Raw genomic sequence first — 21,976 nt, 5'->3', positions numbered from 1 at the left:
GGGCTGTTCCGCCACACTCGCAGCTGCCTCCCGGCTGCGCGCCCCCCGTCCTCTCTCCCCCCAAGAGGTCCTCATGAAGCTGCCTTCATTCCCCATGCCCTCGACCGCACTGCCGGCCGCTCTGCTGGCCGGCGCGATGCTCGCCGGGACGATGGCCGGCGCGGCCGCCCCGGCCCACGCCTCGACGACCAACACAGTCCACACCGCCGCCGGCATCTCCTCCCAGTACCACCTCTACGACGCCGGGGTGGACCGCTCGAAGACCGTGGGCGTGGTCTTCTACTTCGACGGCGACGGACAGTACTACGCCCAGCGCCCCACCACGTCGATGCTCAAGAGCATGGCCGCCCGGGCCGCGGCCCGGAACATGATCCTCGTGGTGCCGGTCGCCCCGGCCAACCGGTCCTGGACCTCCAACAGCGAGGCGGTCGGGGACTGGTTCCGGGCCCTGGCGGCCAAGGTCGTCGCCGAACAGCGGGTCGACGCGACCCGCATCCACCTGGCCGGGTACTCCGGCGGCGCCGAGTTCATCTCCACCGAGGTGCTCTCCGACCGGGCGGGCTGGATCCGCGGCGGCGGGTCGACCCTCATCGGCGGCGGCGGCGTCTACAACGGCCGGCTCGAGAGCACTCCCGACGCCGCGCTCCGGGCCACGGACCCGACCTGGTACGTCGGCTCCCTCGACAGCTACGGCGCCACCCAGCCGTCCACCTGGTCCGCGCTGGAAGCGGCCGGCAAGGGCGCCGCCGCGTACCAGAAGGCCGGGTTCCCGAAGGCGGACCGCGTGGTCATGCCCGGGCTGCACCACACCAACTACGACCTGGCCGACCTGGTCGGCGACGACGTCGACCGCCTCTACGCCGGCGCCACCCCGAAGCCCGAGACCGTCTCGCCGACGGGCAACGACGTGGTCGGCGGGTACCAGCTCACCGGTGCGATCGGCCGCACGTGGGCGGCGCTGGGCGGCACCGCGTGGGCCACTCCGGTCAGCGCGGAGTACGCCTCCGGGCACGGCTCCGTCTACCAGCGCTTCGCCGGCGCCGACGGACGGGACAAGGCCCTCTACTGGTCCGGGACCACCGGGACCCGGGTGGTCGACTACGGCGGGTCCATCGGCCAGAAGTTCGCGGCAGGCGGCTACGCGGGCAGCTACGGCCCGCCGCGGACGGACGAGCGCCGGGTCGCCGACGGCGGCGCCTACCAGGTCTTCGACGCATCCGGGAAGCGGACCAAAATCCTGTGGTCCGCGCGCACCGGATCGAGGGCGGTCAAGGAGTACGGGGCCATCGGCCAGAAGTGGGCGGCGCTGGGTCACGAGCGGGGACTGGGCTATCCGACCACCGACGAGTACAGCACCCCGGGCGGCGCGGCCCAGAACTACACCGGCGGGCGGATCGAGTGGAACGCCACCACCCGGGCCGTCACCGTGACCCGCGGCTGACCCCGGGCACGCGCCGGCCGGCGGGCCCCGCAGGTGCCTCCTGCGGGGCCCGCCCCTAGGATGAACGCATGATCTTCAAGGCCGTGGGCGACTCCCGCCCGTACCCGGACCACGGCCTCGTCACGCCGACCGACTGGTCCGGCATCGCGCCGCGGCAGGTCCGGCTGGACGAGCTGGTCACCACGAAGACCACCCTGGACCTGGCGACCCTGCTGGACGCGGACTCCACCTTCTACGGCGACCTCTTCCCGCACGTGGTGCGGTGGGAGGGCGACCTCTACCTGGAGGACGGGCTGCACCGGGCGCTGCGCACCGCGCTGCACCACCGCACCGTGCTGCACGCGCGCGTGCTGGAACTCGCCCCCGCGCCAGGCACGCGGGCGGGGAGCGAGGGGGACGCGGTCAGGACGCCGCGCTGAGGGGTGGCCGCTCGGGCGCGAGCGGCACGGGGTGGCCCCCGGCGTCGAACTGCGCCCCCAGGCCCTGCTGGATGAAGCGGACGGTGGAGCGGATGTGCTGCTCCCGCGCCGCCCGGTCCTGGTCGGAGTTCTGGCCGCGGTCCGCCGCGGCGGTCAGGGACCCGTGGACCAGGGCGGCGAGCTCCGAGATGTCGCCCTCCGGCAGGTAGGCCCGGCCGATCGCGTCCCGCAGGATGGCGGCCAGCAGGCCCTGCAGCTCGCCCACGTGCTCGCCCAGCTTCTGGTAGTCCTCCGGGGAGAGGACGGTGCGCATGGTGGGGCCCGGGGGCAGGTGGCGCCGGGTGAGGTCCTCGATCTGGGCGCGGATGTAGACGGCGAGCCGGTCGACCGGGTTGGCGACGCCCTCGAGGTCGCGGCGCAGGTCGGTCATGAACCGCTCGGTCTCGTCCAGAGCGTAGGCCACGAGGAGCTCGCCCATGTCCGCGAAGTAGTTGTAGACCGCGGTGCGGCCCACGCCGGCGTTCTTGGCCACGTGCGTCATGGTCAGACCGGTGAGGCCCTGCTGGTAGAGCAGCTGGCCGAAGGAGTCGAGGATCGCTCGTTTGGTGTTCTCCCGCTGCGCGGCGTTGGTGGCCGCAGAAATACGAGGCATGATGACACCTTATCTGTCCGTGTCACCAAATTATGCACACTTTTCTGGCCCTTGGTGACGGTGTGTCTGACTATGACACCACCGTTTCCCGCGTTCGGGCTCCTTCGCGCAGACAGTCTGGGGAAACGTCCAGGAAACCCCCAGCACGGGCGGGGTGGGGCAGGGCGGGCCCGGGCGCCGATCCGACGGCCGGGCCCGCCGCCCGCTCACCGTTCGGCGGCCGAGCCGCCCTGCCAGAGGGAGTCGAACGGGGCGCGCGAGGTGATCCGGCGCCGGATGCCGGCGGAGACGAAGGCCTTCGCGGTGCGGGCCGCCTCGAGGGGTGCGGCCCCCTTCGCCAGCTCCGCGGCGACCGCGGCGGCCAGCGTGCAGCCGGCCCCGGCCACCGGGACCTCGCCGACCTTGGGTTCGGAGAGCACCTCGAGGGTGGTCCCGTCGTAGAAGACGTCGACGGCGTCGGGGCCCGCGAGGCGGACCCCGCCCTTGGCGAGGACCACGGCGCCGGACGTCTCGTGGATCCGCCGGGCGGCCTCCTCGAGGTCCTCGACCGTGCTGATCTCGTCCATGCCGGTCAGGGAGAGGGACTCGAAGTGGTTCGGGGTCACGAACGTGGCCAGCGGCAGGATCTTCGCCTTGAGCGCCTCGTCCGTGTCCAGGGCCGCGCCGGGCTCCTGGCCCTTGCAGATGAGGACCGGGTCCAGGACGAGGTGGCGCGGGGCCAGCGCGGTGAGTACCTCGGCGGTGGTGGCGATGGTCTCGGGGCTGCCCAGCATGCCGATCTTCACGGCGTCGAGCGCGTGGGCGGCCGTGATCGCCTCGAGCTGCTCGCGCAGGACGTCCTGCGGCACGGGGAACAGGCGGTGGCCCCAGTCGGCGGACGGGTCGAAGGACACGATGCAGGTCAGCGCGAGGGAGCCGAAGACCCCGAGCTCCTGGAAGGTCTTGAGGTCCGCCTGCGCGCCGGCGCCGCCGGTGGCCTCGGAGCCCGCGATCGTCAGGGCGACGGACGGCTGGTCGGCGGGGCCCGCCGCGGCGGGCGTGGGAACGGTGCTGGTGTCGGTCATGGGAGCCATTCTGCGCCCCCGCGCGGTGCCGGGGCCAACCGCGGGGGCTAGACTGTCGGACGGTCTCCGGCCGGCACGCGGTCCCCGCAGGGACCCGCGGCGGCGGGAAAGGGGCTCCCCGGGTGGCAGGCGGGCGCCCCGGGTCCGTCCAGCACACCGCACAGATCGACCCTCGGCGTCCGCCCCGCGCGGGCCGGCGCCGCGTCACGACAGATTGGTGACCGACCGTGTCCTCCTCCGCTCCTGCCCCCGCCGGGTTCGCCCGCCGTCCCCGCACGTACTTCGACCTGGTGGTCGCGGCGTACTGCGTGGTCCTGGTGCTCTCCAACGTCGCCGCGACCAAGGGCGTCGCGTTCGGCCCCGTCATCACCGACGGAGGCTTCTTCCTCTTCCCCCTCGCCTACGTCCTGGGCGACGTCGTGGCGGAGGTCTACGGCTTCCGGGCCGCGCGCCGCGCCATCGTCACGTCCTTCGCCGCGGGGCTGTTCTCCTCGGTCGTGTTCTGGCTGGTCATCGCCCTGCCCCCGGCGGAGTTCTACGAGGGCCAGGCGGCCTTCGAGTCCGTGCTCGGCCCCGTCCCGCTCATCGTGGCCGGCTCCCTGCTGGGCTATCTCGCGGGGCAGCTGCTGAACGCGTTCGTGATGGTCCGGATCAAGGCGCGCACGCGGGAGAAGCACCTGTGGGCCCGGCTCATCGGCTCGACGCTCGTGGGCGAGCTCGTGGACACCGTGATCTTCTGCACCGTGGCGGCCCCGGTCATCGGCATCACCACCGCGGCCGACTTCCTCAACTACGTGGTGGTGGGCTACGTGTACAAGGTCCTGGTCGAGGTGCTGGTCATGCCGGTGACCTACGCCGTGATCGGCTGGCTCAAGCGCCGGGAGCCGACCTACGGCGAGTCAGCCGTCCCGGGGGCGGCCCTCGCGCCCCAGCGCTGACGGGCCCGGGCGCCCCGGTCCGCCGGGGCGGTGCACGGGCCTACGATGAGCGCATGGATCTCCTCACGGGCACCGGGCTCGCGGCCTCGGCGGGGCTGAACGCCTACATCCCGCTCGTGGTGCTGGGCCTGCTGGACCGCTGGACCGAGGTCGTCGACCTCGGCCCGGGCTTCGCCTGGCTGTCGAACGGGTGGGTCCTGACGGTCCTGGCCGTGCTGCTGGCCGTGGAGGTGGTGGCGGACAAGGTCCCGGTCGTGGACTCCTTCAACGACCTGCTGCAGACCTTCGTGCGCCCAACCGCCGGGGGCATCGTCTTCGGCTCCTCGGCCACCGCCCAGATCGCCGGGATCGACCTCGGCGGGCAGACGGCGACCGTCACGGACCCGGAGGCGTTCCTCTCCTCGCACGCCTGGATCCCCGTGGCCACCGGGGTGGTGATCGCCCTGGTGGTGCACGTGACCAAGACGGTCTCGCGGCCGGCCGTCAACACCCTGAGCGCCGGGGCCGCGGCGCCCGTGGTCTCGACCGTGGAGGACGTCTCCGCGCTCACGCTGTCCCTCGTGGCCGTCCTCCTGCCGCTGCTCGTCCTCGTGCTGCTGGCCGCCGTCGCCGTCCTGCTGTTCTTCCTCTACCGCGGGCTCCGGCGCCGCCGCCGGCCGGGGACGGACCCCGGCCGGCCGGGCGCCGCCGGCACGGCTCAGAAGCCGAGATAGGCCAGCTGCGCGCCCACCGAGCTCCGGGCGGCGGGCAGCACGTGCTCCGGGACGTCGGCGTAGATCCGCGCCGTGATGGCCTCGAGCGTCGCGGCGCGGCCCAGGGCCCGCAGGGCCTCCCGGACCTCGCCGAGACGCTCCATCCGGTGCTCGAGGAGCTCCTCGCACACCGCCTCCACGTCCTCCCGCACGTCCCCGTGCGCCGGGAGGACCAGGGCGTCGCCCAGCACCGCCAGGCGCTGCAGGGAGCGCAGGTAGTCGCCCAGGCTCCCGTCCGGGTGGTCGAGCATCGTGGTCCCGCGCCCCAGGACCGTGTCGCCCGTGAGCACCGAGCCCGAGGTGCGCCCCGCGGCGGCGGTGGTCGCGCCCGCGACCGGGGTGTCGTCGGGCAGGTGAAAGCTCACGGAGTCGGAGGTGTGCCCGGGGGTGTGCAGCACCCGGATGCGGCACCCGGCGGCCTCGATCGTCTCGCGGTCGAGCAGCGGTCCGGCGTCGCGGCAGAACTGCGGCAGGACGGCGCGCACGGGCGCGCCGGTGAGCGCGTGGAAGTCGTCGACGGCCTCGGTGTGGTCCGCGTGGCGGTGCGTGATCAGCGTCAGCACGGTCCGCCCCGCCGCAGCCAGGGCGGCGAGGTGTCCGCGGTCGGCCGGCCCCGGGTCCACGACGACGACGTCCTGCTGCCCCGGCGCCCCGACCAGCCACGAGTTGGTGCCGTCCAGGGTCATGGGGCCCGGGTTGGGGGCGGTCAGCCGCCGGGTCAGAGCGGTGGTGCGGGTGCCGGCGTCCTGGGTCATGCGGGCAGACTATCCGAGCCCGGCGGGGAACCGGCGCCCCGGCTCACCCCGCGGCCAGCAGGGCCTCGAGCCGGGCGAAGGAGCCGCGCCACGCCGCAGCCGCCCCGGGGTGCACCGCGGGGGGCAGCGGCCCCTGTGTGAGCACCAGCAGGGTGCCCCCCTCCTGGGTGGGGACGAACTCGGTGCGCGTCAGCACGTGGCCGGCGGTGGGCCGGCCGTCCGGTCCGGGCAGCGCCTCGCGGCCCTCGAGCAGGGCGTCCCGCTCGACCCGCAGATAGGTGCCGTGCACCGGTGCCACCTGGGCGGGGTCCGTGTCGTGGACCATGCGGAAGCGCTGCCGGCCCCCGGGCCTGACCTCGAGCAGCACCGACTCCCGGGGCACGCTCCAGCCCGGCGGACCGAACCAGGCGGCGAGCCGGTCCGGCACCGTGAAGGCGGCGAAGACCGCGGCCGGGGGGTGCGCGAGGGCGTGGGAGACGGAGAAGACCTCTGCGGGGTCCAGATCGGTGACGTCCATGCCCCCTATTGTCCCCGGTCGCTCTCGGCCCCCGGGCGCGGCGGTCGGTACAGTGGCGCACGTGAGCACCGAACCCGCGCCGGAGCCGGGGCCCCGCGAGCCCGGCACGCGGCCGGCCTGGGTCACCGCGCTCAAGGGCGGTGCGCTCCTGCTGCTGCTGGCCGTGGCGGTCTGGTACCTCATCGGCCACGAGCTGCCCACCGTGGAGCAGGTCCGGGTCTTCGTCGAGGGCTTCGGCGCGTGGGGGCCCGTCGCCTTCGCCGCGGTCTTCGTCCTCGTGGCGGCCACGCCGGTCCCGGTGACGATCATGGCCGTGTCCGGGGGATTCCTCTTCGGCATGGCCCAGGGCAGCGTGGTCGGCGTCCTGGCCACCACGGCGGGAGCCTGGCTGGGGTACTGGCTCGCGCGGTTCCTCGGCCGCGACGCCCTGTACCGGCTCGCGGGCAACCGGGTCGAGCTGGTGGAGCGCAAGCTCGTCGGCAAGGGCTTCCTCACGGTGCTCGTGCTCCGGCCCGTCCTGCCCAACTGGACCCTCAGCTACGGTGCGGGCCTCGTGCGCATCCCGCAGCGCGACTACCTCGGCGCCACCCTGCTCGGCGGGATGCCGGGCCAGGTGAGCTTCGCCGCCGTGGGAGCCTTCACGTCCCGGCCGTCGTGGCCGGCCCTCGCGGCGGTCGCCGCCTCCTGGGCGGTCGTGGTGGTCGTGGGCGTGCTCGCCTGGCGGCGCTCCCGCGGTGAGTCCGAGCGCGCCCCCGAGGCCGACGGCGTGGGGAGCGCCGACTAGGCTCGGCCGCGCCGCGGGTCCACGGCACGGCGACGCCCGGTCCTCGGGGCGAGGACCGGGCGGACGCCGTTCGGGGTGACCGGCCGGTGCGGCCGTGCGGTCCCCGGGCCTAGACCTGGGGCCGGACCGCGGTGGACCCGTCGGTCGGCTCGTTGCCGAGGAGGTGGAGCTTGCCGCTCTTGCGGTCGGCGAGGTACTCCTTCATGTCCCGCTTGATGACGGGCAGCAGCAGGTAGACGCCCAGCAGGTTCACGAACCCGCAGACGAACAGCGCCGCGTCCGCGAAGCTGATGACCTCGCTGAAGGTCAGGACGCAGCCCGCGATCGTGAAGAACAGGTAGATGCCGCGGAAGATGTTGTCGCTGAGCCGGCTGCGCCCGAACAGGTACTCCCACGCCTTGAGCCCGTAGTAGAACCAGGTGATCAGGGTGGAGAAGGCGAACAGGACCACCGCGACGGCCAGCACGATCGGGAACCAGGGGATGACCGTCGCGAAGGCGTCCGAGGTGAGGATGACGCCGTCGGGGGCGCCCCCGCCGGCCTGCACCTGGTCGATGCCGGCCTGCAGGCTCGGCGCGCCGGCGATGATGATGGCCAGGGCCGTCATGGTGCAGATCAGCACGGTGTCGACGAGCGGCTCGAACAGGGCCACGAAGCCCTCGCTCACGGGGCGGCGGGTCTTGACGGCGGAGTGGGCGATCGCGGCGGAGCCGAGACCGGCCTCGTTGGAGAACGCGGCACGCTGGAAGCCCACGATCATGACGCCCAGGACGCCGCCGGCCATGCCCTCGGGGGAGAACGCGCCGTCGATGATCGCGGCGATCGCGCCCGGCACGTGGTCGAGGTTGGCGAGGATGACGATCAGGCAGGCGGTGACGTAGACGGCGCCCATGGCCGGCACGAGCCGGCTGGTGGTGGCGCCGATCGACTTGATGCCGCCGATGATGACCAGGCCCACGAACAGGGCGAGGACGATGCCGAAGATCAGGGCCGCCCCGGCGCTGCCGAGGAAGCCGTCGGCGCCGCCGGTGACGTTCTGCACCTGGGCGAAGGTCTGGTTGGCCTGGAACATGTTGCCGCCGGCCGCGCCGAAGAACAGGATCGCCACGGCGAAGACGCCGGTGAGGATCTTGGCGGGGATGCGGCCGAACTTGCTGAAGGCGATGGGCAGGTAGCGGAAGGGCCCGCCGCTGACCGTGCCGTCCTCGTGGACCTCGCGGTACTTCACGCCCAGGGTGCACTCGGCGAACTTGGTCGCCATGCCGAGCAGGCCGGCGCAGATCATCCAGAACGTCGCGCCGGGGCCGCCGAGGGCCATGGCCGCGCCGACGCCGGCGATGTTGCCCAGTCCCACGGTCCCCGACAGGGCGGAGGTCAGGGCCTGGAAGTGCGGCACCTCGCCGGGGTCGTCCTTGGTCGAGAACTTGCCCCGCACCACGTCGGCGGCGACCTTCAGACCGCGGAACTGGATGAACCCGAAGTAGATCGTGAAGATCACGCCGGCCGCGATGAGCCAGGCCACGACGAACGGGAAGCTCACCCCCGCGATGGTGATGGGGTAGAAGACGATGGTCGAGAAGACCTCGGTGATCGGAGCGAACGCGGTGTTGATGGCGTTGTCGATCGCTGCGAGCCACCCGACGTCGTCGGTGACGGTAGTCATGGGTAACGCCTGCGTGATCTGCATCTCACCACTACACCCTGTGGACAGCCCGTTGGCAACAGACACGCTTGTCGCCGAAAGAGCCATCTTGCCGTGGCAACAAAGAATTAACACGCAGCGGCCCGGCCTCCGCGCGAGGACGTCTCGTCGCGCGGTGGCCGGGCCGCAGGCGGTGCCGGGGCGGCGTCACCGTTGACGCCGCCGGCGCAGGGTCAGCGACCGGCGCGGGTCCCGCCGGCCAGGAACTGGGGGGCGGTCATGGCGCACACGCGCAGGCCGCGGGCCAGGTCGCTGCCGGCGCTGCGGAGGGCGCCGCCCACCGAGGTGGCGCGGGACGGTGCCGCAGCCCGGCCGATGGCGGTGAAGAGGAGGGCGGGGAGGCCGAAGACGAGGAGGAGAGCCATGGCAGCAGGCAACTTTCTGTGGGTGGTGCGAGGAGGTCCTGGGGTCCGAGGGCGTGCGGCCAGGTGGTCCGGCGAGCAGCGACGCCTCGGTTGACATCTGAAGTCTAACGAGCCGATAGTGAATCAATCAATGTGAGAACCCTCACCAGAGAGGTGAATCGTTGCGTCTTGACGAGATTGACCAGCAGATCGTTGCGTCCTTGGTCCAGGACAGCCGGGAGAGCTACGCGGCCATCGGCCAGAAGGTGGGTCTGTCGGCCCCCGCGGTGAAGCGGCGGGTCGACGTCCTGCAGCAGACCGGGGCCATCAAGCGCTTCACGGCGGAGCTCGACCCGTCGGTCATGGGGTGGAACATCCAGGCGTTCGTGGAGCTGCACTGCGACGGCGGGCTCTCGCCGTCGATGATGCGCACCATGGCCGCCGAGATCGCCGAGGTGACCGCGGCCTACACGGTGACCGGCGAGGCGGACGGCATCTTCCTCATCCGGGCCGAGAACACCACCCACCTGGAGGACGTCATGGTCCGGATCAGGGAGTGGAAGGGCATCAACCACACGAGGAGCTCGGTCATCCTCTCGCACCTCTGAGCGCGGCCCGCCGGGCTCTGGAATACTGGCCGCACAGCACCCTCGTCACCGCATCGGAGGACCGGTCATGGAGAACGCAGCGGAAGCAGTCGTCGTCGTCGGGGTCGACGGATCCCCCCAGTCCGTGGAGGCGCTGCGCTGGGGCGCGCGTCTCGCGCCCGCGTACGGGGCGACCGTCAAGGTGGTGGGGGCGTGGGAGAACCCGCCCGAGTACGTCGGCTTCGTCCACTTCAAGGGCGACCGGTTCGACGAGCTCGCCCGGGAGCGGGTGGAGCGGGCCGTCGAGGAGGCGTTCGGGGCGGACGTGCCGGCCGGGCTCAGCACCGTGGTGGAGTTCGGGCACCCGTCCAAGGTGCTGATGCGCCACTGCGAGGGGGCCGAGCTGCTGGTCGTGGGACGCCGGGGCCACGGCGGCTTCAAAGGGCTGCTGATGGGGTCGACGAGCTCCGCGTGCGTCGCCCACGCCCCGTGCCCGGTGCTCGTCCTCCCCGACGAGACGGTCGATGCCGGGCGGGCGGAGGACTCCGGGCAGGCGCAGGGGGTCGGGCCCGCCGGCTGAGGGCGCCGCCCGTCCCGCCCGGGGCCGGAGGGACTCGTCCGCCGTGTCCCCACAACATGCTCCCGCGACGGTGCGCGCGGCGCCGCCCGCTCTGTGATACTGATCACGTCAGCGTGATCACGTGAGCAAAGGATTCGGCATGAGCAACGGAACCGCAGCAGCGATCGTCGTCGGGGTCGACGGCTCCCAGCAGTCCGTCGAGGCGCTGCGCTGGGCGGCGCGGATCGCGCCGTCCCTCGGCGCGGGCATCAGGGCGGTCGGGGCGTGGGACTACCCGCCCGAGTACGCCGGGTACGTTCCGCTGGGCAGCGACAACTTCGACGAGGTCACCCAGAAGCAGGTGGACAAGGCGGTGCGGGAGGCCTTCGGCGACGACGTGCCGGCCGGGCTCACCACCTCCGTGGTGTTCGGCCACCCGTCGAAGGTCCTGGTGCACGAGAGCGAGGACGCCACGATGCTCGTCGTCGGGCGCCGGGGCCACGGCGGGTTCCGCGGGCTGCTGCTGGGCTCCGTCAGCGCCGCGTGCGTCGCCCACGCGAAGTGCCCGGTGCTCGTGATCCACGAGCACTCCGAGGCGGAGGGGCCGGCTCAGGAACGTCCCGCGTAGTAGCGGCCCAGGACCTCGTCCCGGTACTCGAAGTACGTCCCGTCGGCCATGGCCTCGCGGGCGCCGTCCACCATGCGCACGACGAACCGCTCGTTGTGGATCGACGTGAGCGTCGCGGACAGGCGCTCCTTGGCTTTGAACAGGTGGTGCAGGTACGCCCGGGTGTAGTGGGCGCACGTGTAGCAGTCGCAGCCGCTGTCGATCGGGGAGAGGTCCGTGCGGAAGCGGGCGTTGCTGACGGTGAAGCGTCCGTCCGGGGCGTACACGGTCCCGGTGCGGGCCACCCGGGTGGGGGAGACGCAGTCGAAGGTGTCCGCGCCGTTCTCGAGAGCCGTGAAGATGTCGTCCGGCTCCGAGATCCCCAGCAGGTGCCGTGGCCGGTCCTCGGGCAGCTCCTCGTTGCACCAGCGCACGATCGTGCCGAGGTTCTCCTTCTCGAGGGCCCCGCCGATGCCGAACCCGTCGAAGTCCATCGCGCCCAGGTCCCGGCACGCCTTCCGGCGCAGGTCCTCGTACTGGGCGCCCTGGATCACGCCGAACAGGGCCTGGTAGGGCCGGTCGGCGCGCTCCTCGGTGAGCCGGGCGTGCTCGGCGACGCACCGCAGCGCCCACCGGCGGGTCCGCTCGAGGGACGTCTCCTGGTAGCCGCGGGAGTTGTGCAACGTGGTCAGCTCGTCGAACGCGAACATGATGTCCGCGCCCAGCCGGTGCTGCACCTGCATGGAGATCTCCGGGGTGAAGCGGTGGACGTCCCCGTTGATGTGGGACGTGAACGTGACCCCGTCGTCGTCGACCCGCGCCATGCGCTCCTTGCCGGTCGCGACGTCGTCGTCCCCCGCCGCCGAGGCCGCGACCGTGGACATGTCGATGACCTTCCGGAACCCCGAGCCCAGGGACATGACCTGGAAGCCCCCGGAGTCCGTGAAGGTGGGGCCGGACCAGTTCATGAACGCCCCGAGCCCGCCCGCGGCGTCCAGGACGTCCGCGCCGGGCTGGAGGTAGAGGTGGTAGGCGTTGGCGAGCAGGGCCTGCGCGCCGAGCTCCGCCATGGACTCGGGCAGCACCGCCTTGACGGTGGCGGCGGTGCCGACGGGGACGAACGCGGGGGTGCGGATCGTCCCGTGCGGGGTGGTGATGGTCCCGGTGCGGCCCAGGAACGGGCCGCCGTTGGCCTCGAGGCGCCCGCCGGCGATCGTGGCGGTCTCGGCGAGCCGGTGCTCCACCGCGAAGCCGAAGTCGGAGCGGGCGGCGGCGGCGGGGAGCAGGGTCTCTTCTGGAGCGGGCACCCGTCCATTGTGCGTCACCGCCCCGGGGGCAGGTGACGGGGGGCGCCCGTGCGCCGGTGACGCCGCTCAGCGGCCCCAGCCGGCGTGGGCCACGGCCTGGCGCACCAGGTCTCCGCGACCGCCCGCGAACTCCGCCTGCACCTCGGGGCTGAGCGCCTCCTCGGGGCTCATCCAGGACAGCTGCAGGGCGTCCTGGCGGGGGCTGCACTCCCCGCGCACCGGCACGATGTAGCTCAGCGCCACCGCGTGCTGCCGGTCGTCGGTCAGCCCCGTCTCGGACGGCGAGGGGAAGAACTCAGCCACGGCGAAGGGCGTGGTGGAGACCGGCAGCTGCGGGAACGCCATGGCCCCCAGGTCCTTCTCCAGGTGGCGCAGCAGCGCGGCCCGGATGGTCTCCCGGTACAGCACCCGGCCGGAGACGAAGGTGTACATCATCTTCCCCTCGGGGGTCGCCTGCAGCAGCAGCCCGATCTCGGAGAGGTAGCCCAGCGGATCGAGCCGGACCGGCAGGGCCTGCACGTAGACCATCGGCAGGCGGCGCCGGGCCTCCTGCAGGTCGTCCTCGTTGAGCCAACCGGGGTTCGGATCGGGGGTGCGGAGGAAGTTCATACTGCTGTTCTATCCCAAGACCCCGGGCGGGGCCACGGCCCGCACCGCCCGGGGCGGCCGGTTCAGCGCTCAGCGGAGCCGGTGTCCCCGGGGCCCGCTCCCGGGCGGGCCAGCCGGGCGGCGGCCTCCAGGACCGTCCACGCCTGCACCTGCGTGGACAGCTCGACCGGCACGCCGGGGCGCTGCGACTCGTCGGCGTGCCGCGCCGGGTCCGGGGAGAAGATCGCCACCGTCTCGCCGGGGGCCGCCGGCGCGGTGGCGGGCGCGTTGAAGTCCACCGCGGGATCGAACTCCCGCCGGCCCGCCCACAGGGCGTCGGCGGTGCCGGTCACGAGCGCGGCCGCGGTGCGGCGCGCCGCGGCGGGCAGTCCCGGGTGCAGGGCGGCGTCGGCGAGGTAGCGGGCCAGAATCCCGCTGAACAGGCCGCCGTCCCCGCCGCCGTGGGTGCGCAGGACCGGGCGTCCGTCCAGGTCGCGGACGTACTCCTGCGCGGCGCCCGCCACCACGTCGGCGGCCGTGCGCAGCAGGTCCGCGCGGTCCTGCTCGCCCGTGCCCGGGGCGTCCGCGAGCTCGAGGAGCAGACCGAGCACCGGCCCGGAGTTGTAGCTGAACAGCCGCTCGTCCCGGCGCGTCACCTCGGTGCCGGACCCGGCGGCGACCAGGTGCAGGCCGTCGTGGAAGACCTTCCGCTCCGGGTCCCAGAGGGTGGCCCGCAGCCAGTCGAGCACCGCGCCGGCCTCCTCCCGGCGCTGCGTGCGCAGGAAGCCGAGGGCCGTGGGCGCGGAGGACGCCGTGTTCTTGACGTCGTGGCGGGTGTTCCAGAAGACCCCGCCGCCGAGGTCCCCGGTGTGGCCCCGCTCGAGCCGGGCGAGCAGGGCGCTGCCCGCGTCCAGGCACGCGACGTCCGGCCGGCCCGTCAGGGCGCGGTCCAGCTCGGCGAGACGGCCCACGGCCAGCAGCAGCCACGCCATGTCGTCGTAGTAGGAGTTGTGGGTCACCCGGCCGCCGCTGCGCAGGGTGATGCCCCGCAGCAGGCGGTGCCCCTCCCGGCGGAACCGCCGGGCCCGCGCCGGGTCGTCCAGGTGCCGCAGCCCGGCGTCCACGAGCGCGTCGAGCAGGTGCGCCTGCCACCAGTAGTGCCACGGGGCCTTCGGGGACGTGGGGCGCGGGTGCGCCGGGGCGCCGAGCAGCGTGCCGGGCACCCCCAGCGCCCGTCCGGCGAACAGCTCCCGGACCGAGTGGGCGGCCTTGTCGGCGCGCAGCGCGGCCGCGGCGCCCGGTGCGGCGGCACCGTGGTGCTCGGCGGGCGCGGGGTGTGCGGTGGGCTCGGGGGTCGCCGCGGCGGGCGCGGCGCCCGCTCCGGTCGTCGAGGGCATGGGAACTCCTGTGCTGGCGGGGGAGGGGTGCTGGTGCCGAGCCTAGGCGCTCGCCGGGGCCGGCGGCCCGCCGCGGTCCTCGGCCCGGTTCCCGCCGGGGCCGAGGAAGAGCCGCCGGTGCAGGGTCTCGGCCGGTCCGGGCAGGCCGCGCCGCTCCAGCAGGGCCGCGCCGAGCAGCGAGACCAGCCACACGGCGGAGCCGAGCAGCAGCGCGGCGGTGGGCGTCAGGGAGCGGCCGAGCCCCAGCGCGAACGGGGGCAGCAGCACGGTGGACAGCACAGACTGGGCCAGATAGCCGCTCATCGACCGGCGGCCGAGGGCCTGCAGCGACCACAGCGCAGGATGCTCGCGCGCCCGGAGGGCCGTGGCCCCGGGGCGCAGCACGCGGTCGCAGACCAGCGCCACGAGCAGCGCGTAGCCGATGCCCTGCGCGGCGCCGGTCACCGCGTCCAGGCCGGTGAGCACGGAACCGGCGGTCGGCGAGGGCTCGAGCCGGTCCGTGGTCAGCAGCCCGGTGCCCACGCCCGTGAGCAGCCCGAGCCCGATGCAGACCAGGGCCGTGACCAGCAGCCGGCCGCGGCGGGGCCCGGGGTCCTCGAGCACCCGGTACCGGCTCAGGGCCAGCCCGAGCAGCAGCATGGGCAGCAGGCCGAGCAGCTGGAGCGGGGCGAAGGACACCACTCCGAGCCCCTCCACGAGCCCGAGGACCAGCCGCTCCGGGACCGAGTCCGCCACCAGGCTGGGGAAGGGCGGCGTGCCGGGTGTCCGCACGGACCAGCTCGCCGCGCCGTAGAGCACCATGAGCACCGAGCCGAGGGCGGAGAGGATCACGAGGGTGCGCGTGCTCTCGGCGATCAGCACGGCGAGGAAGAGCCCGCCGAACGCGTAGGCGGTGATGATGTCCCCGGGGAAGAGCAGGCACGCGTGCAGGGCTCCGATGAGGAGCAGCCACCCGTAGCGGCGCAGCAGCAGCCGGCGCGCCAGAAGCGGCGGCGTGCCGCGGGCGGCCTCCCGCGCGGCGATCTGGCCCACGCCGTAGCCGACCAGGAACGAGAACAGGGGGAAGCCGCGGCCGTCCACGAGCATCGACATGGCCATGTTGACGACGTCGTCCGCCGTCCACGCCGCGGTGCCCGCACCGGTGCCCAGCGTCCGGTCCCGGGGGCCGTCCGTGGGCCCGGCCGCCCAGATCCAGACGGTGACGTTGGCGACCGCGATGACCCAGAGCATGAGCCCCCGGGCCACGTCCGGCGCCGGGACGCGGCCCGTCGCCCGGGGGGCGTGCGGAGCCCTCACGCGGCGTCACCGGACGGCAGGGCGCGGCGGCTCTCGAGCACGAGCGGCTCGCCGGTCACGGGGTGGACGAGGGCGATGCGGCGGGCCAGCAGCTGCAGCGGCCGGTCGGGGTCCTCGGCGCCGGCCGGCCGCACCCGCGGGTACAGGGGGTCGTGGCGCACCGGGATGCCGAGGCCGGCCAGGTGCACCCGGATCTGGTGGGTGCGCCCGGTCTCGGGCCGGAGGACGTAGCGGGCCCACGTCCCCTCCTCGTCCGCGAACGGCGGCCCGGCGCTCTCCACCTCGGTGCGGGCGTTGACGGGTCCAGGCACCTCCCGCGCCTGCAGGGACGTGCGGTCCTTGACGATGCGGGACTCGACGAGCCGCGGGAGGCGCAGTCCGGGCCGGTGCGCGGCCACGGCCTCGTACTCCTTCGCCACCGCACGCTCCTGGAAGAGGGTCTGGAACCGGCCCCGGGTGCCGGGGTCCCGCGAGAGCAGCAGCACCCCCGCGGTGCCGCGGTCGAGCCGGTGCAGCGGGGAGAGCCGGTCCTCGCGGCGGGCGCGCCGCAGCTTCACGAGCGCGCTCTGCGCCACGAAGCCGCCGCGCGGCGTGGTGGGCAGCCCGTGCGGCTTGTCGACCGCCAGCAGCCACTCGTCCTCGAACAGGACCGGCAGGTCCCCGGGCAGCTCCGGCTCCTCGGGCAGGGCGCGGTGGTACCAGACCGAGCCGCCGGGGCGGAGGGGGGCGTCGTGGGGAAGCGGCCGCCCGGCGTCGTCGACGATCCCGCCGGCCGTGAAGAGCTCCTCGAGCTCGGCCGCGGACGCGGGGAACCTGCTCAGCAGATGGCCGCGGACGGTCCCGGGGGCGTCGGCCTCCGCGGCCGGCAGCCGCACCCGGACCGGGTCCACCCCGTCCCGCAGCGGCAGGGGGGCGGTGGCGGGCCGACGTCGTCGCATGGTTCCCGATCGTGCTCCGCCCGCGCCCCGTTGTCCACTCGGCGGGCCCGCGTACCGCCGCCCCGCGGATCCTGCGAGAATGGGGGAGCACCCGCACCCGCCCGCCGACCGGAACGAGGCCCATGTCAGCCGAAGAAGTCGTCCTCCTCGACGAGGCGCACCGTCCCATCGGAACCGCGCCCAAGGCCGGGGTGCACACCACGGACACCCCCCTGCACCTGGCGGTCTCGTGCTACGTCCTCGACGACGACGGGCGGCTGCTGCTGACCCGCCGGGCGCTCGCGAAGAAGACCTGGCCCGGGGTGTGGACCAACAGCTTCTGCGGTCACCCGGGCCCCGGCGAGGGGTTCGTCGAGGCCATCGCGCGCCGCGCCGGCCAGGAGCTGGGCTTCGAGGTGACGGGGATGACGGAGGTGCTGCCCGACTTCCGCTACCGGGCGGTGGACGCCTCCGGGATCGTGGAGAACGAGTTCTGCCCCGTCTACGTGGCGCGGGCCACCGGGCAGCCCCGGCCGCTGCCCGCCGAGGTCGCGGAGGTCGCCTGGATCGCCCCGGAGGAGCTGTTCGCCGCGGCGGAGGCCGCGCCGTTCCTGCTCAGCCCGTGGCTGCTGGAGCAGATCGCGGACGACCGGCTGCGCGGGGCGCTCACGGGCCGGGCCGCGCTCCGCCCGTAGCGCTCCGCCCGGCCGGCTCCCTCCGGCTCACTCCATCCGTCCGGCCAGGCCGGCGGCCACCGTCTCGAGGGCGGCGCGCAGCGCGAGGATCGCCGGGCGGTGGGCGCTCGCCCCGCGGATCGAGGTGAACACCGTCCGCCGGGGCCCGGTCGGCAGGTCGACCAGCCGGCAGGGCGAGTCCCCGCCCGCCCACATGAGGTCCGGCATGAGCGCCACGGCGTTGCCGGACTCCACGAGCCGGGTCTGCGCCTGCAGGTCCGCCGTCGAGAACCGGACGTCCGGCTCGAAGCCCGCCCGCCGGCACAGCTGCTCGCCCCAGTGCCGCGAGGCGGCTCCCCGCGGTTCCATGACCCACGGGAGCTCGCGGGCGTCCCGCAGAGAGGCGACGGAGGCGTGCTCGGGGCCCGGGGGGACGGCCAGGCGGATGGCGTCCGTGATCAGCCGCCGCCGGTCCAGGTCCGGGTGGTGGGCGGCGGCGTGGCTCGGGTACTGCTCCGCCACGACCACGTCGAACTCCCGGGCCCAGGTCTCGTAGAGGGCCCGCTCCGGCTCGGCCTGCACCATCTCGACCCGCACGTCCGGGTGCTCGCGGCGCATGGCGCCCAGCACCTCCGGCAGCAGGGCCAGGGCCGCGGACTGGAACACGGCGACCCGCACGGTGCCGGTGACCGTGCTCAGCGACGCCGCCAGGTCCGACTCGGTGCGCTCCAGGACGTCCAGCAGCTCGGTGGTGCGCGCCACCAGGATCTCCGCCTGCGGCGTGAGCTGGACCCGCCGGCCGGCCTTCGAGAGCAGGGCCACCCCCGCCTCCTTCTCCAGCGCCGAGAGCTGCTGGGAGACGGCCGAGGGGCTGAAGTTCAGGGCGGCGGCGACCTCCGCGAGGGTGCCCCGCAGGGCGAGCTCCCGCAGCAGCCGCAGCTTGCGCACGTCCAGCATTCCGCCGCCTCCCAAGGATTAGTATTGCTGACGAATTATCTGTGGAATTCTTCACTTTATCCGAATCGTCCCGGGGCGCACACTGGACGTACCGCAGTGCTTTCGACCCAACCCAGGGAGTACCACCCATGACGACGATCCCCGTCCCCCCGGCAGCGCAGGCCCCCGGCCTCCCCGCGGTGGGACGCACCCTTCCCCACGCCGCCATCCCGGCGTCGCTGCTCGAGCAGGCCGTGGCCACGGTGCGCCGCTGGCTCACGGAGGCGGAGCAGTTCCCCCGGGACGCCTCGGGGGAGCAGCTGGCGGGGGTGCTGAAGGATCCCGCCGGCCTGGACTTCACGGTCGGCTTCGTCGACGGCGTCATCCGCCCCGAGGACCTCCGGGTGGCGGCCCGCAACCTGGCCCGGCTGGCGCCGAAGGTCCCCGGCTTCCTGCCCTGGTACCTGCGCTCCGCGGTGCGCGCGGGCGGGGCCCTCGCCCCCGTGGCCCCGCAGGTCGTCATCCCCGCGGCCCGCAAGGCGCTGCGCGAGATGGTGGGGCACCTCATCGTGGACGCCAGCGAGGCCAAGCTGGGGAGGTCGATCGCGAAGATCCGCAAGGACGACGTCCGGCTCAACGTCAACCTCCTGGGCGAGGCCGTGCTCGGGGACCGCGAGGCCGCCCGGCGGCTGCAGGGCACCCACGACCTGCTGGCCCGCCCCGACGTCGACTACGTCTCCATCAAGGTCTCCTCCACCGTCGCCCCGCACTCGCCCTGGGCCTTCGACGAGGCCGTGACCGAGGTCGTCGAGAAGCTCACCCCGCTGTACGAGCGGGCCGCCTCCTTCGCCGCGCCCAAGTTCATCAACCTGGACATGGAGGAGTACAAGGACCTGGACATGACCCTCGAGGTCTTCACCCGGATCCTCGACCAGCCCCGGTTCAAGGACCTGGAAGCCGGCATCGTCCTGCAGACCTACCTGCCCGACGCCCTGGCCGCGATGATCCGCCTGCAGGAGTGGGCCGCCGCCCGCCGCGCCGCCGGCGGTGCCCCCGTGAAGGTGCGCGTGGTCAAGGGCGCGAACCTGCCGATGGAGCAGGTCGAGGCGTCCCTGCACGACTGGCCCCTGGCGACCTGGGGCACCAAGCAGGACTCGGACACCCACTACAAGCGGGTCCTCAACTACGCGCTGCAGCCCGAGCACACGGACGCCGTGCGCATCGGCGTCGCCGGGCACAACCTCTTCGACATCGCCTTCGCCTGGCTGCTGGCCACCGAGCGCGGCGTGGCCGGGGCCGTGGACTTCGAGATGCTGCTCGGCATGGCCACCGGCCAGGCCGAGGCCGTCAAGCGCGACGTCGGGTCCCTGCTGCTCTACACCCCCGTGGTGCACCCGGCCGAGTTCGACGTGGCCATCGCCTACCTGATCCGCCGGCTCGAGGAGGGCGCGTCCCGCGAGAACTTCATGTCCGCGGTCTTCGAGCTCTCCACCGACGAGGAGCTCTTCGAGCGCGAGAAGCAGCGCTTCCTCGCCTCCCTGGCCGGCCTCGACGACACCGTGCCGGCCCCCCACCGGGTCCAGGACCGCAGCCTGCCCGAGCCGCCCGCCCCGGCCGACGCGTTCACCAACACGCCGGACACCGACCCGGCCGTGGCCGCCAACCGGGACTGGGGGCGGGCGATCCTCGCCCGGGTCCCCGGCTCCCGGGCCGGCGTGGCGACCGTCACGGCGGCGGCGCTGCGCACGGAGGAGCAGCTCGACCGTGTCATCGAGGCGGCCCTCGAGGCCGGGCGCGGCTGGGCCGCGCTGAGCGGCGCCCAGCGCGCCGAGGTGCTCCACCGCGCGGGCGACGCCCTGTCCGCCCGCCGGGCCGAGCTGCTCGAGGTCGCCGCCGCCGAGGCCGGCAAGACCCTCGACCAGGCCGACCCGGAGATCAGCGAGGCGATCGACTTCGCCCACTACTACGCCGAGCGCGCCCGTGAGCTGGACGAGATCGACGGCGCGTCCTTCGTGCCCTCCCGGCTCACCGTGGTGACCCCGCCGTGGAACTTCCCGGTGGCCATCCCGGCCGGCTCGGCGCTGGCGGCCCTCGCCGCCGGCTCCCCGGTGGTGTTCAAGCCGGCCGGCCCGACCAAGCGCTGCGGCGCCGTGGTCGCCGAGGCCCTCTGGGAGGCCCTCGACGCCTCCGGGATCCCCCGCGACGTGCTCGCCCTCGTGGACCTCGAGGAGCGCGCCCTCGGCCGCCAGCTGATCTCCCACCCCTCGGTGGACCGGCTGATCCTCACCGGCGCCTACGAGACGGCGGAGCTGTTCCGCTCCTTCCGCTCCGATCTGCCGCTGCTGGCCGAGACCTCAGGGAAGAACGCGCTGATCGTCACGCCCAGCGCCGACTTCGACCTCGCCGCCAAGGACGTCGCCTACTCGGCGTTCGGCCACGCCGGGCAGAAGTGCTCGGCGGCCTCCCTGGTGATCCTGGTCGGCTCCGTGGCGCAGTCCCGTCGCTTCCGCAACCAGCTCGTGGACGCCGTGGCCTCCCTGACCGTCGACCACCCGACCAACCCTGCCGCGCAGATGGGCCCGCTCACCGAGCCCGCCGAGGGCAAGCTGCTCCAGGCCCTGACCACCCTCGAGGAGGGGCAGTCCTGGCTGATCGAGCCGCAGCAGCTCGACGGGACCGGCCGGCTGTGGTCCCCGGGCGTGCGCACCGGCGTGCAGCGGGGCTCCGAGTTCCACCACGTGGAGTACTTCGGCCCGGTGCTCGGCGTGATGACCGCCGAGACCCTGGAGGAGGCCGTGGCCCTCCAGAACGAGGTGGAGTACGGCCTCACCGCCGGCCTGCACTCCCTGGACCCGGAGGACATCGGCTACTGGCTCGAGCACGTCCAGGCCGGCAACCTGTACGTCAACCGCCACATCACCGGGGCCATCGTCCAGCGCCAGCCCTTCGGCGGGTGGAAGAAGTCGGCCGTCGGCCCCGGCACCAAGGCCGGCGGTCCCAGCTACCTCATGGGCCTGGGCGAGTGGGAACCGGCACCGCTGCGCGGGGACGGGCTGCCCGTGGCCGACGCGGCCGTCGTCGAGCTGCTGCAGGCCGCGCACTCGGGCACGGCGGACCTCGGGCCGGCCGAGGCGCAGGGCCTCGAGCAGGCGCTGCGCAGCGACGAGGCCGCCTGGGCCGAGGAGTTCGGCGTGGCCGAGGACGTCACCGGGCTCTACGCCGAGCGCAACGTCTTCCGCTACCTGCCCCTGCCTGTCACGGTGCGCCTGTCCGAGGGCGAGCCGCTCGCCGACCTGCTGCGCGTCGTCGCCGCCGGGCTGCGGGCGGGCTCCGCGCTGACCGTCTCCACGGCGCACGAGCTGCCCGCCCCGGTGCGCGCCGTGCTCACCGACCGCGGCGTGCCCGTGCGGGTGGAGGACGACGCCGCGTGGCTGGCCGGCGCCCCGGCCCTCGGCGGCGGGCGCGTCCGACTCATCGGCGGGGACCGCGCGGCCCTCATCGCCGCGACGGGATCGCGCCCGGACCTGGCCGTCTACGCCCACCCCGTCACCGGGGCCGGCCGGGTCGAGCTGCTGCCGTTCCTGCACGAGCAGGCGATCAGCATCACCGCCCACCGGTTCGGCACGCCGAACCACCTTACGGACGAGCTGGTCTAGCAGCCCTCCCCACCACGGCCCCGGGCCGCGGACCGGACCCCTCGTGGCCCCGGTCCGCGGCCGGGGCCGTTCCGTCCCCCTCCG

Annotated in this window: 22 protein-coding genes; 10 read left to right on the top strand and 12 right to left on the bottom strand. The window is 74.0% G+C overall.

The window, feature by feature from the left end:
• The first annotated feature begins 73 nt into the window (after positions 1-73).
• Both RF644_RS01360 and RF644_RS01355 read left to right on the top strand, forming a co-directional pair.
• Positions 74-1,441, top strand: coding sequence for a hypothetical protein (locus RF644_RS01360; RefSeq protein WP_368795053.1), 1,368 nt, complete (start codon positions 74-76; stop codon positions 1,439-1,441).
• A gap of 68 nt (positions 1,442-1,509) precedes the next feature.
• Positions 1,510-1,860: a type II toxin-antitoxin system VapB family antitoxin gene (locus RF644_RS01355; RefSeq protein ID WP_368795052.1), complete on the top strand. Its 351-nt coding sequence runs from the start codon at positions 1,510-1,512 to the stop codon at positions 1,858-1,860.
• Here RF644_RS01355 and RF644_RS01350 read toward each other — a convergent pair.
• Together RF644_RS01350 and RF644_RS01345 are read right to left on the bottom strand one after the other, a co-directional pair.
• Positions 1,844-2,512, bottom strand: a complete 669-nt coding sequence (locus tag RF644_RS01350; RefSeq protein ID WP_368795051.1) for a TetR/AcrR family transcriptional regulator — start codon at positions 2,510-2,512, stop codon at positions 1,844-1,846. The two genes, RF644_RS01355 and RF644_RS01350, sit on opposite strands and share 17 nt — an antisense overlap.
• Before the next feature lie 206 nt (positions 2,513-2,718).
• The gene (locus RF644_RS01345; protein ID WP_368795050.1) at positions 2,719-3,576 is read right to left on the bottom strand and encodes a hydroxymethylpyrimidine/phosphomethylpyrimidine kinase; all 858 of its coding nucleotides are present in this window, start codon (positions 3,574-3,576) and stop codon (positions 2,719-2,721) included.
• Between the two features lie 227 nt (positions 3,577-3,803).
• On the opposite strand from RF644_RS01345, the gene RF644_RS01340 reads away from it, so the two are divergent.
• Complete coding sequence (locus RF644_RS01340) at positions 3,804-4,514, top strand: queuosine precursor transporter (RefSeq protein WP_368795049.1); 711 nt, start codon at positions 3,804-3,806, stop codon at positions 4,512-4,514.
• Positions 4,515-4,567: 53 nt separating this feature from the next.
• Positions 4,568-5,227 carry a DUF4126 domain-containing protein gene (locus tag RF644_RS01335; RefSeq protein ID WP_017833890.1) on the top strand — a complete coding sequence of 220 codons (660 nt, stop codon included), beginning with the start codon at positions 4,568-4,570 and terminating at the stop codon, positions 5,225-5,227.
• On the opposite strand, the gene RF644_RS01330 is transcribed toward RF644_RS01335, so the two are convergent.
• Positions 5,212-6,021 (bottom strand): MBL fold metallo-hydrolase, encoded by an 810-nt coding sequence (locus RF644_RS01330; protein WP_368795048.1) that lies wholly within the window; start codon positions 6,019-6,021, stop codon positions 5,212-5,214. The genes RF644_RS01335 and RF644_RS01330 overlap by 16 nt on opposite strands.
• A gap of 43 nt (positions 6,022-6,064) precedes the next feature.
• Positions 6,065-6,538, bottom strand: a complete 474-nt coding sequence (locus RF644_RS01325) for an SRPBCC domain-containing protein (protein ID WP_368795047.1) — start codon at positions 6,536-6,538, stop codon at positions 6,065-6,067.
• A 61-nt stretch (positions 6,539-6,599) separates the two neighbouring features.
• Between RF644_RS01325 and RF644_RS01320 the strand changes: the two genes are divergently transcribed.
• Positions 6,600-7,322, top strand: coding sequence for a TVP38/TMEM64 family protein (locus RF644_RS01320; protein WP_368795046.1), 723 nt, complete (start codon positions 6,600-6,602; stop codon positions 7,320-7,322).
• 109 nt (positions 7,323-7,431) lie between these two features.
• Here the strand turns inward: RF644_RS01320 and RF644_RS01315 are convergent, their stop codons facing one another.
• A complete protein-coding gene (locus RF644_RS01315) occupies positions 7,432-8,985 on the bottom strand; it encodes an alanine/glycine:cation symporter family protein (protein WP_368795045.1) in 1,554 nt (517 codons plus the stop codon).
• Positions 8,986-9,197: 212 nt separating this feature from the next.
• Positions 9,198-9,389, bottom strand: a complete 192-nt coding sequence (locus tag RF644_RS01310; protein ID WP_017833895.1) for a hypothetical protein — start codon at positions 9,387-9,389, stop codon at positions 9,198-9,200.
• A 161-nt stretch (positions 9,390-9,550) separates the two neighbouring features.
• Between RF644_RS01310 and RF644_RS01305 the strand changes: the two genes are divergently transcribed.
• The 3 genes from RF644_RS01305 (at position 9,551) to RF644_RS01295 (ending at position 11,142) form a co-directional block, all read left to right on the top strand.
• Complete coding sequence (locus RF644_RS01305) at positions 9,551-9,976, top strand: Lrp/AsnC family transcriptional regulator (protein WP_035927806.1); 426 nt, start codon at positions 9,551-9,553, stop codon at positions 9,974-9,976.
• Between the two features lie 67 nt (positions 9,977-10,043).
• Entirely contained in the window at positions 10,044-10,535 is a 492-nt protein-coding gene (locus RF644_RS01300; RefSeq protein WP_368795044.1) for a universal stress protein, read from the top strand.
• Between the two features lie 139 nt (positions 10,536-10,674).
• Positions 10,675-11,142: a universal stress protein gene (locus tag RF644_RS01295; RefSeq protein ID WP_017833898.1), complete on the top strand. Its 468-nt coding sequence runs from the start codon at positions 10,675-10,677 to the stop codon at positions 11,140-11,142.
• Here RF644_RS01295 and tgt read toward each other — a convergent pair.
• From tgt to RF644_RS01270, 5 genes are all read right to left on the bottom strand, one after another.
• Positions 11,124-12,428, bottom strand: coding sequence for a tRNA guanosine(34) transglycosylase Tgt (tgt, locus tag RF644_RS01290; protein WP_368795043.1), 1,305 nt, complete (start codon positions 12,426-12,428; stop codon positions 11,124-11,126). The two genes, RF644_RS01295 and tgt, sit on opposite strands and share 19 nt — an antisense overlap.
• A 66-nt stretch (positions 12,429-12,494) precedes the next feature.
• Positions 12,495-13,037: an NUDIX hydrolase family protein gene (locus tag RF644_RS01285; protein WP_017833900.1), complete on the bottom strand. Its 543-nt coding sequence runs from the start codon at positions 13,035-13,037 to the stop codon at positions 12,495-12,497.
• Between the two features lie 62 nt (positions 13,038-13,099).
• Positions 13,100-14,413, bottom strand: a complete 1,314-nt coding sequence (locus RF644_RS01280; RefSeq protein ID WP_368795042.1) for a glycoside hydrolase family 76 protein — start codon at positions 14,411-14,413, stop codon at positions 13,100-13,102.
• Positions 14,414-14,455: 42 nt separating this feature from the next.
• Complete coding sequence (locus tag RF644_RS01275; protein ID WP_368795041.1) at positions 14,456-15,709, bottom strand: DUF418 domain-containing protein; 1,254 nt, start codon at positions 15,707-15,709, stop codon at positions 14,456-14,458.
• Positions 15,706-16,647, bottom strand: coding sequence for a pseudouridine synthase (locus tag RF644_RS01270; protein WP_368795040.1), 942 nt, complete (start codon positions 16,645-16,647; stop codon positions 15,706-15,708). The genes RF644_RS01275 and RF644_RS01270 overlap by 4 nt, the downstream gene beginning before the upstream one ends.
• Positions 16,648-16,769: 122 nt before the next feature.
• Here RF644_RS01270 and idi point away from each other — a divergent pair, with 122 nt between their 5' ends.
• On the top strand, positions 16,770-17,321 hold the full coding sequence (idi, locus tag RF644_RS01265; protein ID WP_368795039.1) for an isopentenyl-diphosphate Delta-isomerase: 552 nt from the start codon (positions 16,770-16,772) through the stop codon (positions 17,319-17,321).
• Between the two features lie 27 nt (positions 17,322-17,348).
• Here idi and RF644_RS01260 read toward each other — a convergent pair whose 3' ends face one another.
• Entirely contained in the window at positions 17,349-18,257 is a 909-nt protein-coding gene (locus RF644_RS01260) for a LysR substrate-binding domain-containing protein (RefSeq protein WP_035927786.1), read from the bottom strand.
• 128 nt (positions 18,258-18,385) lie between these two features.
• Between RF644_RS01260 and RF644_RS01255 the strand changes: the two genes are divergently transcribed.
• Entirely contained in the window at positions 18,386-21,892 is a 3,507-nt protein-coding gene (locus RF644_RS01255; protein ID WP_368795038.1) for a bifunctional proline dehydrogenase/L-glutamate gamma-semialdehyde dehydrogenase, read from the top strand.
• The last annotated feature ends 84 nt before the right edge of the window (positions 21,893-21,976 follow it).

It is taken from the genome of Kocuria sp. CPCC 205258, from assembly GCF_040981005.1.
GTDB lineage: Bacteria > Actinomycetota > Actinomycetes > Actinomycetales > Micrococcaceae > Kocuria > Kocuria rosea.
Note: the sequence above shows the minus strand (reverse complement) of the source record. Positions and strands in the feature narration are given on the sequence as shown.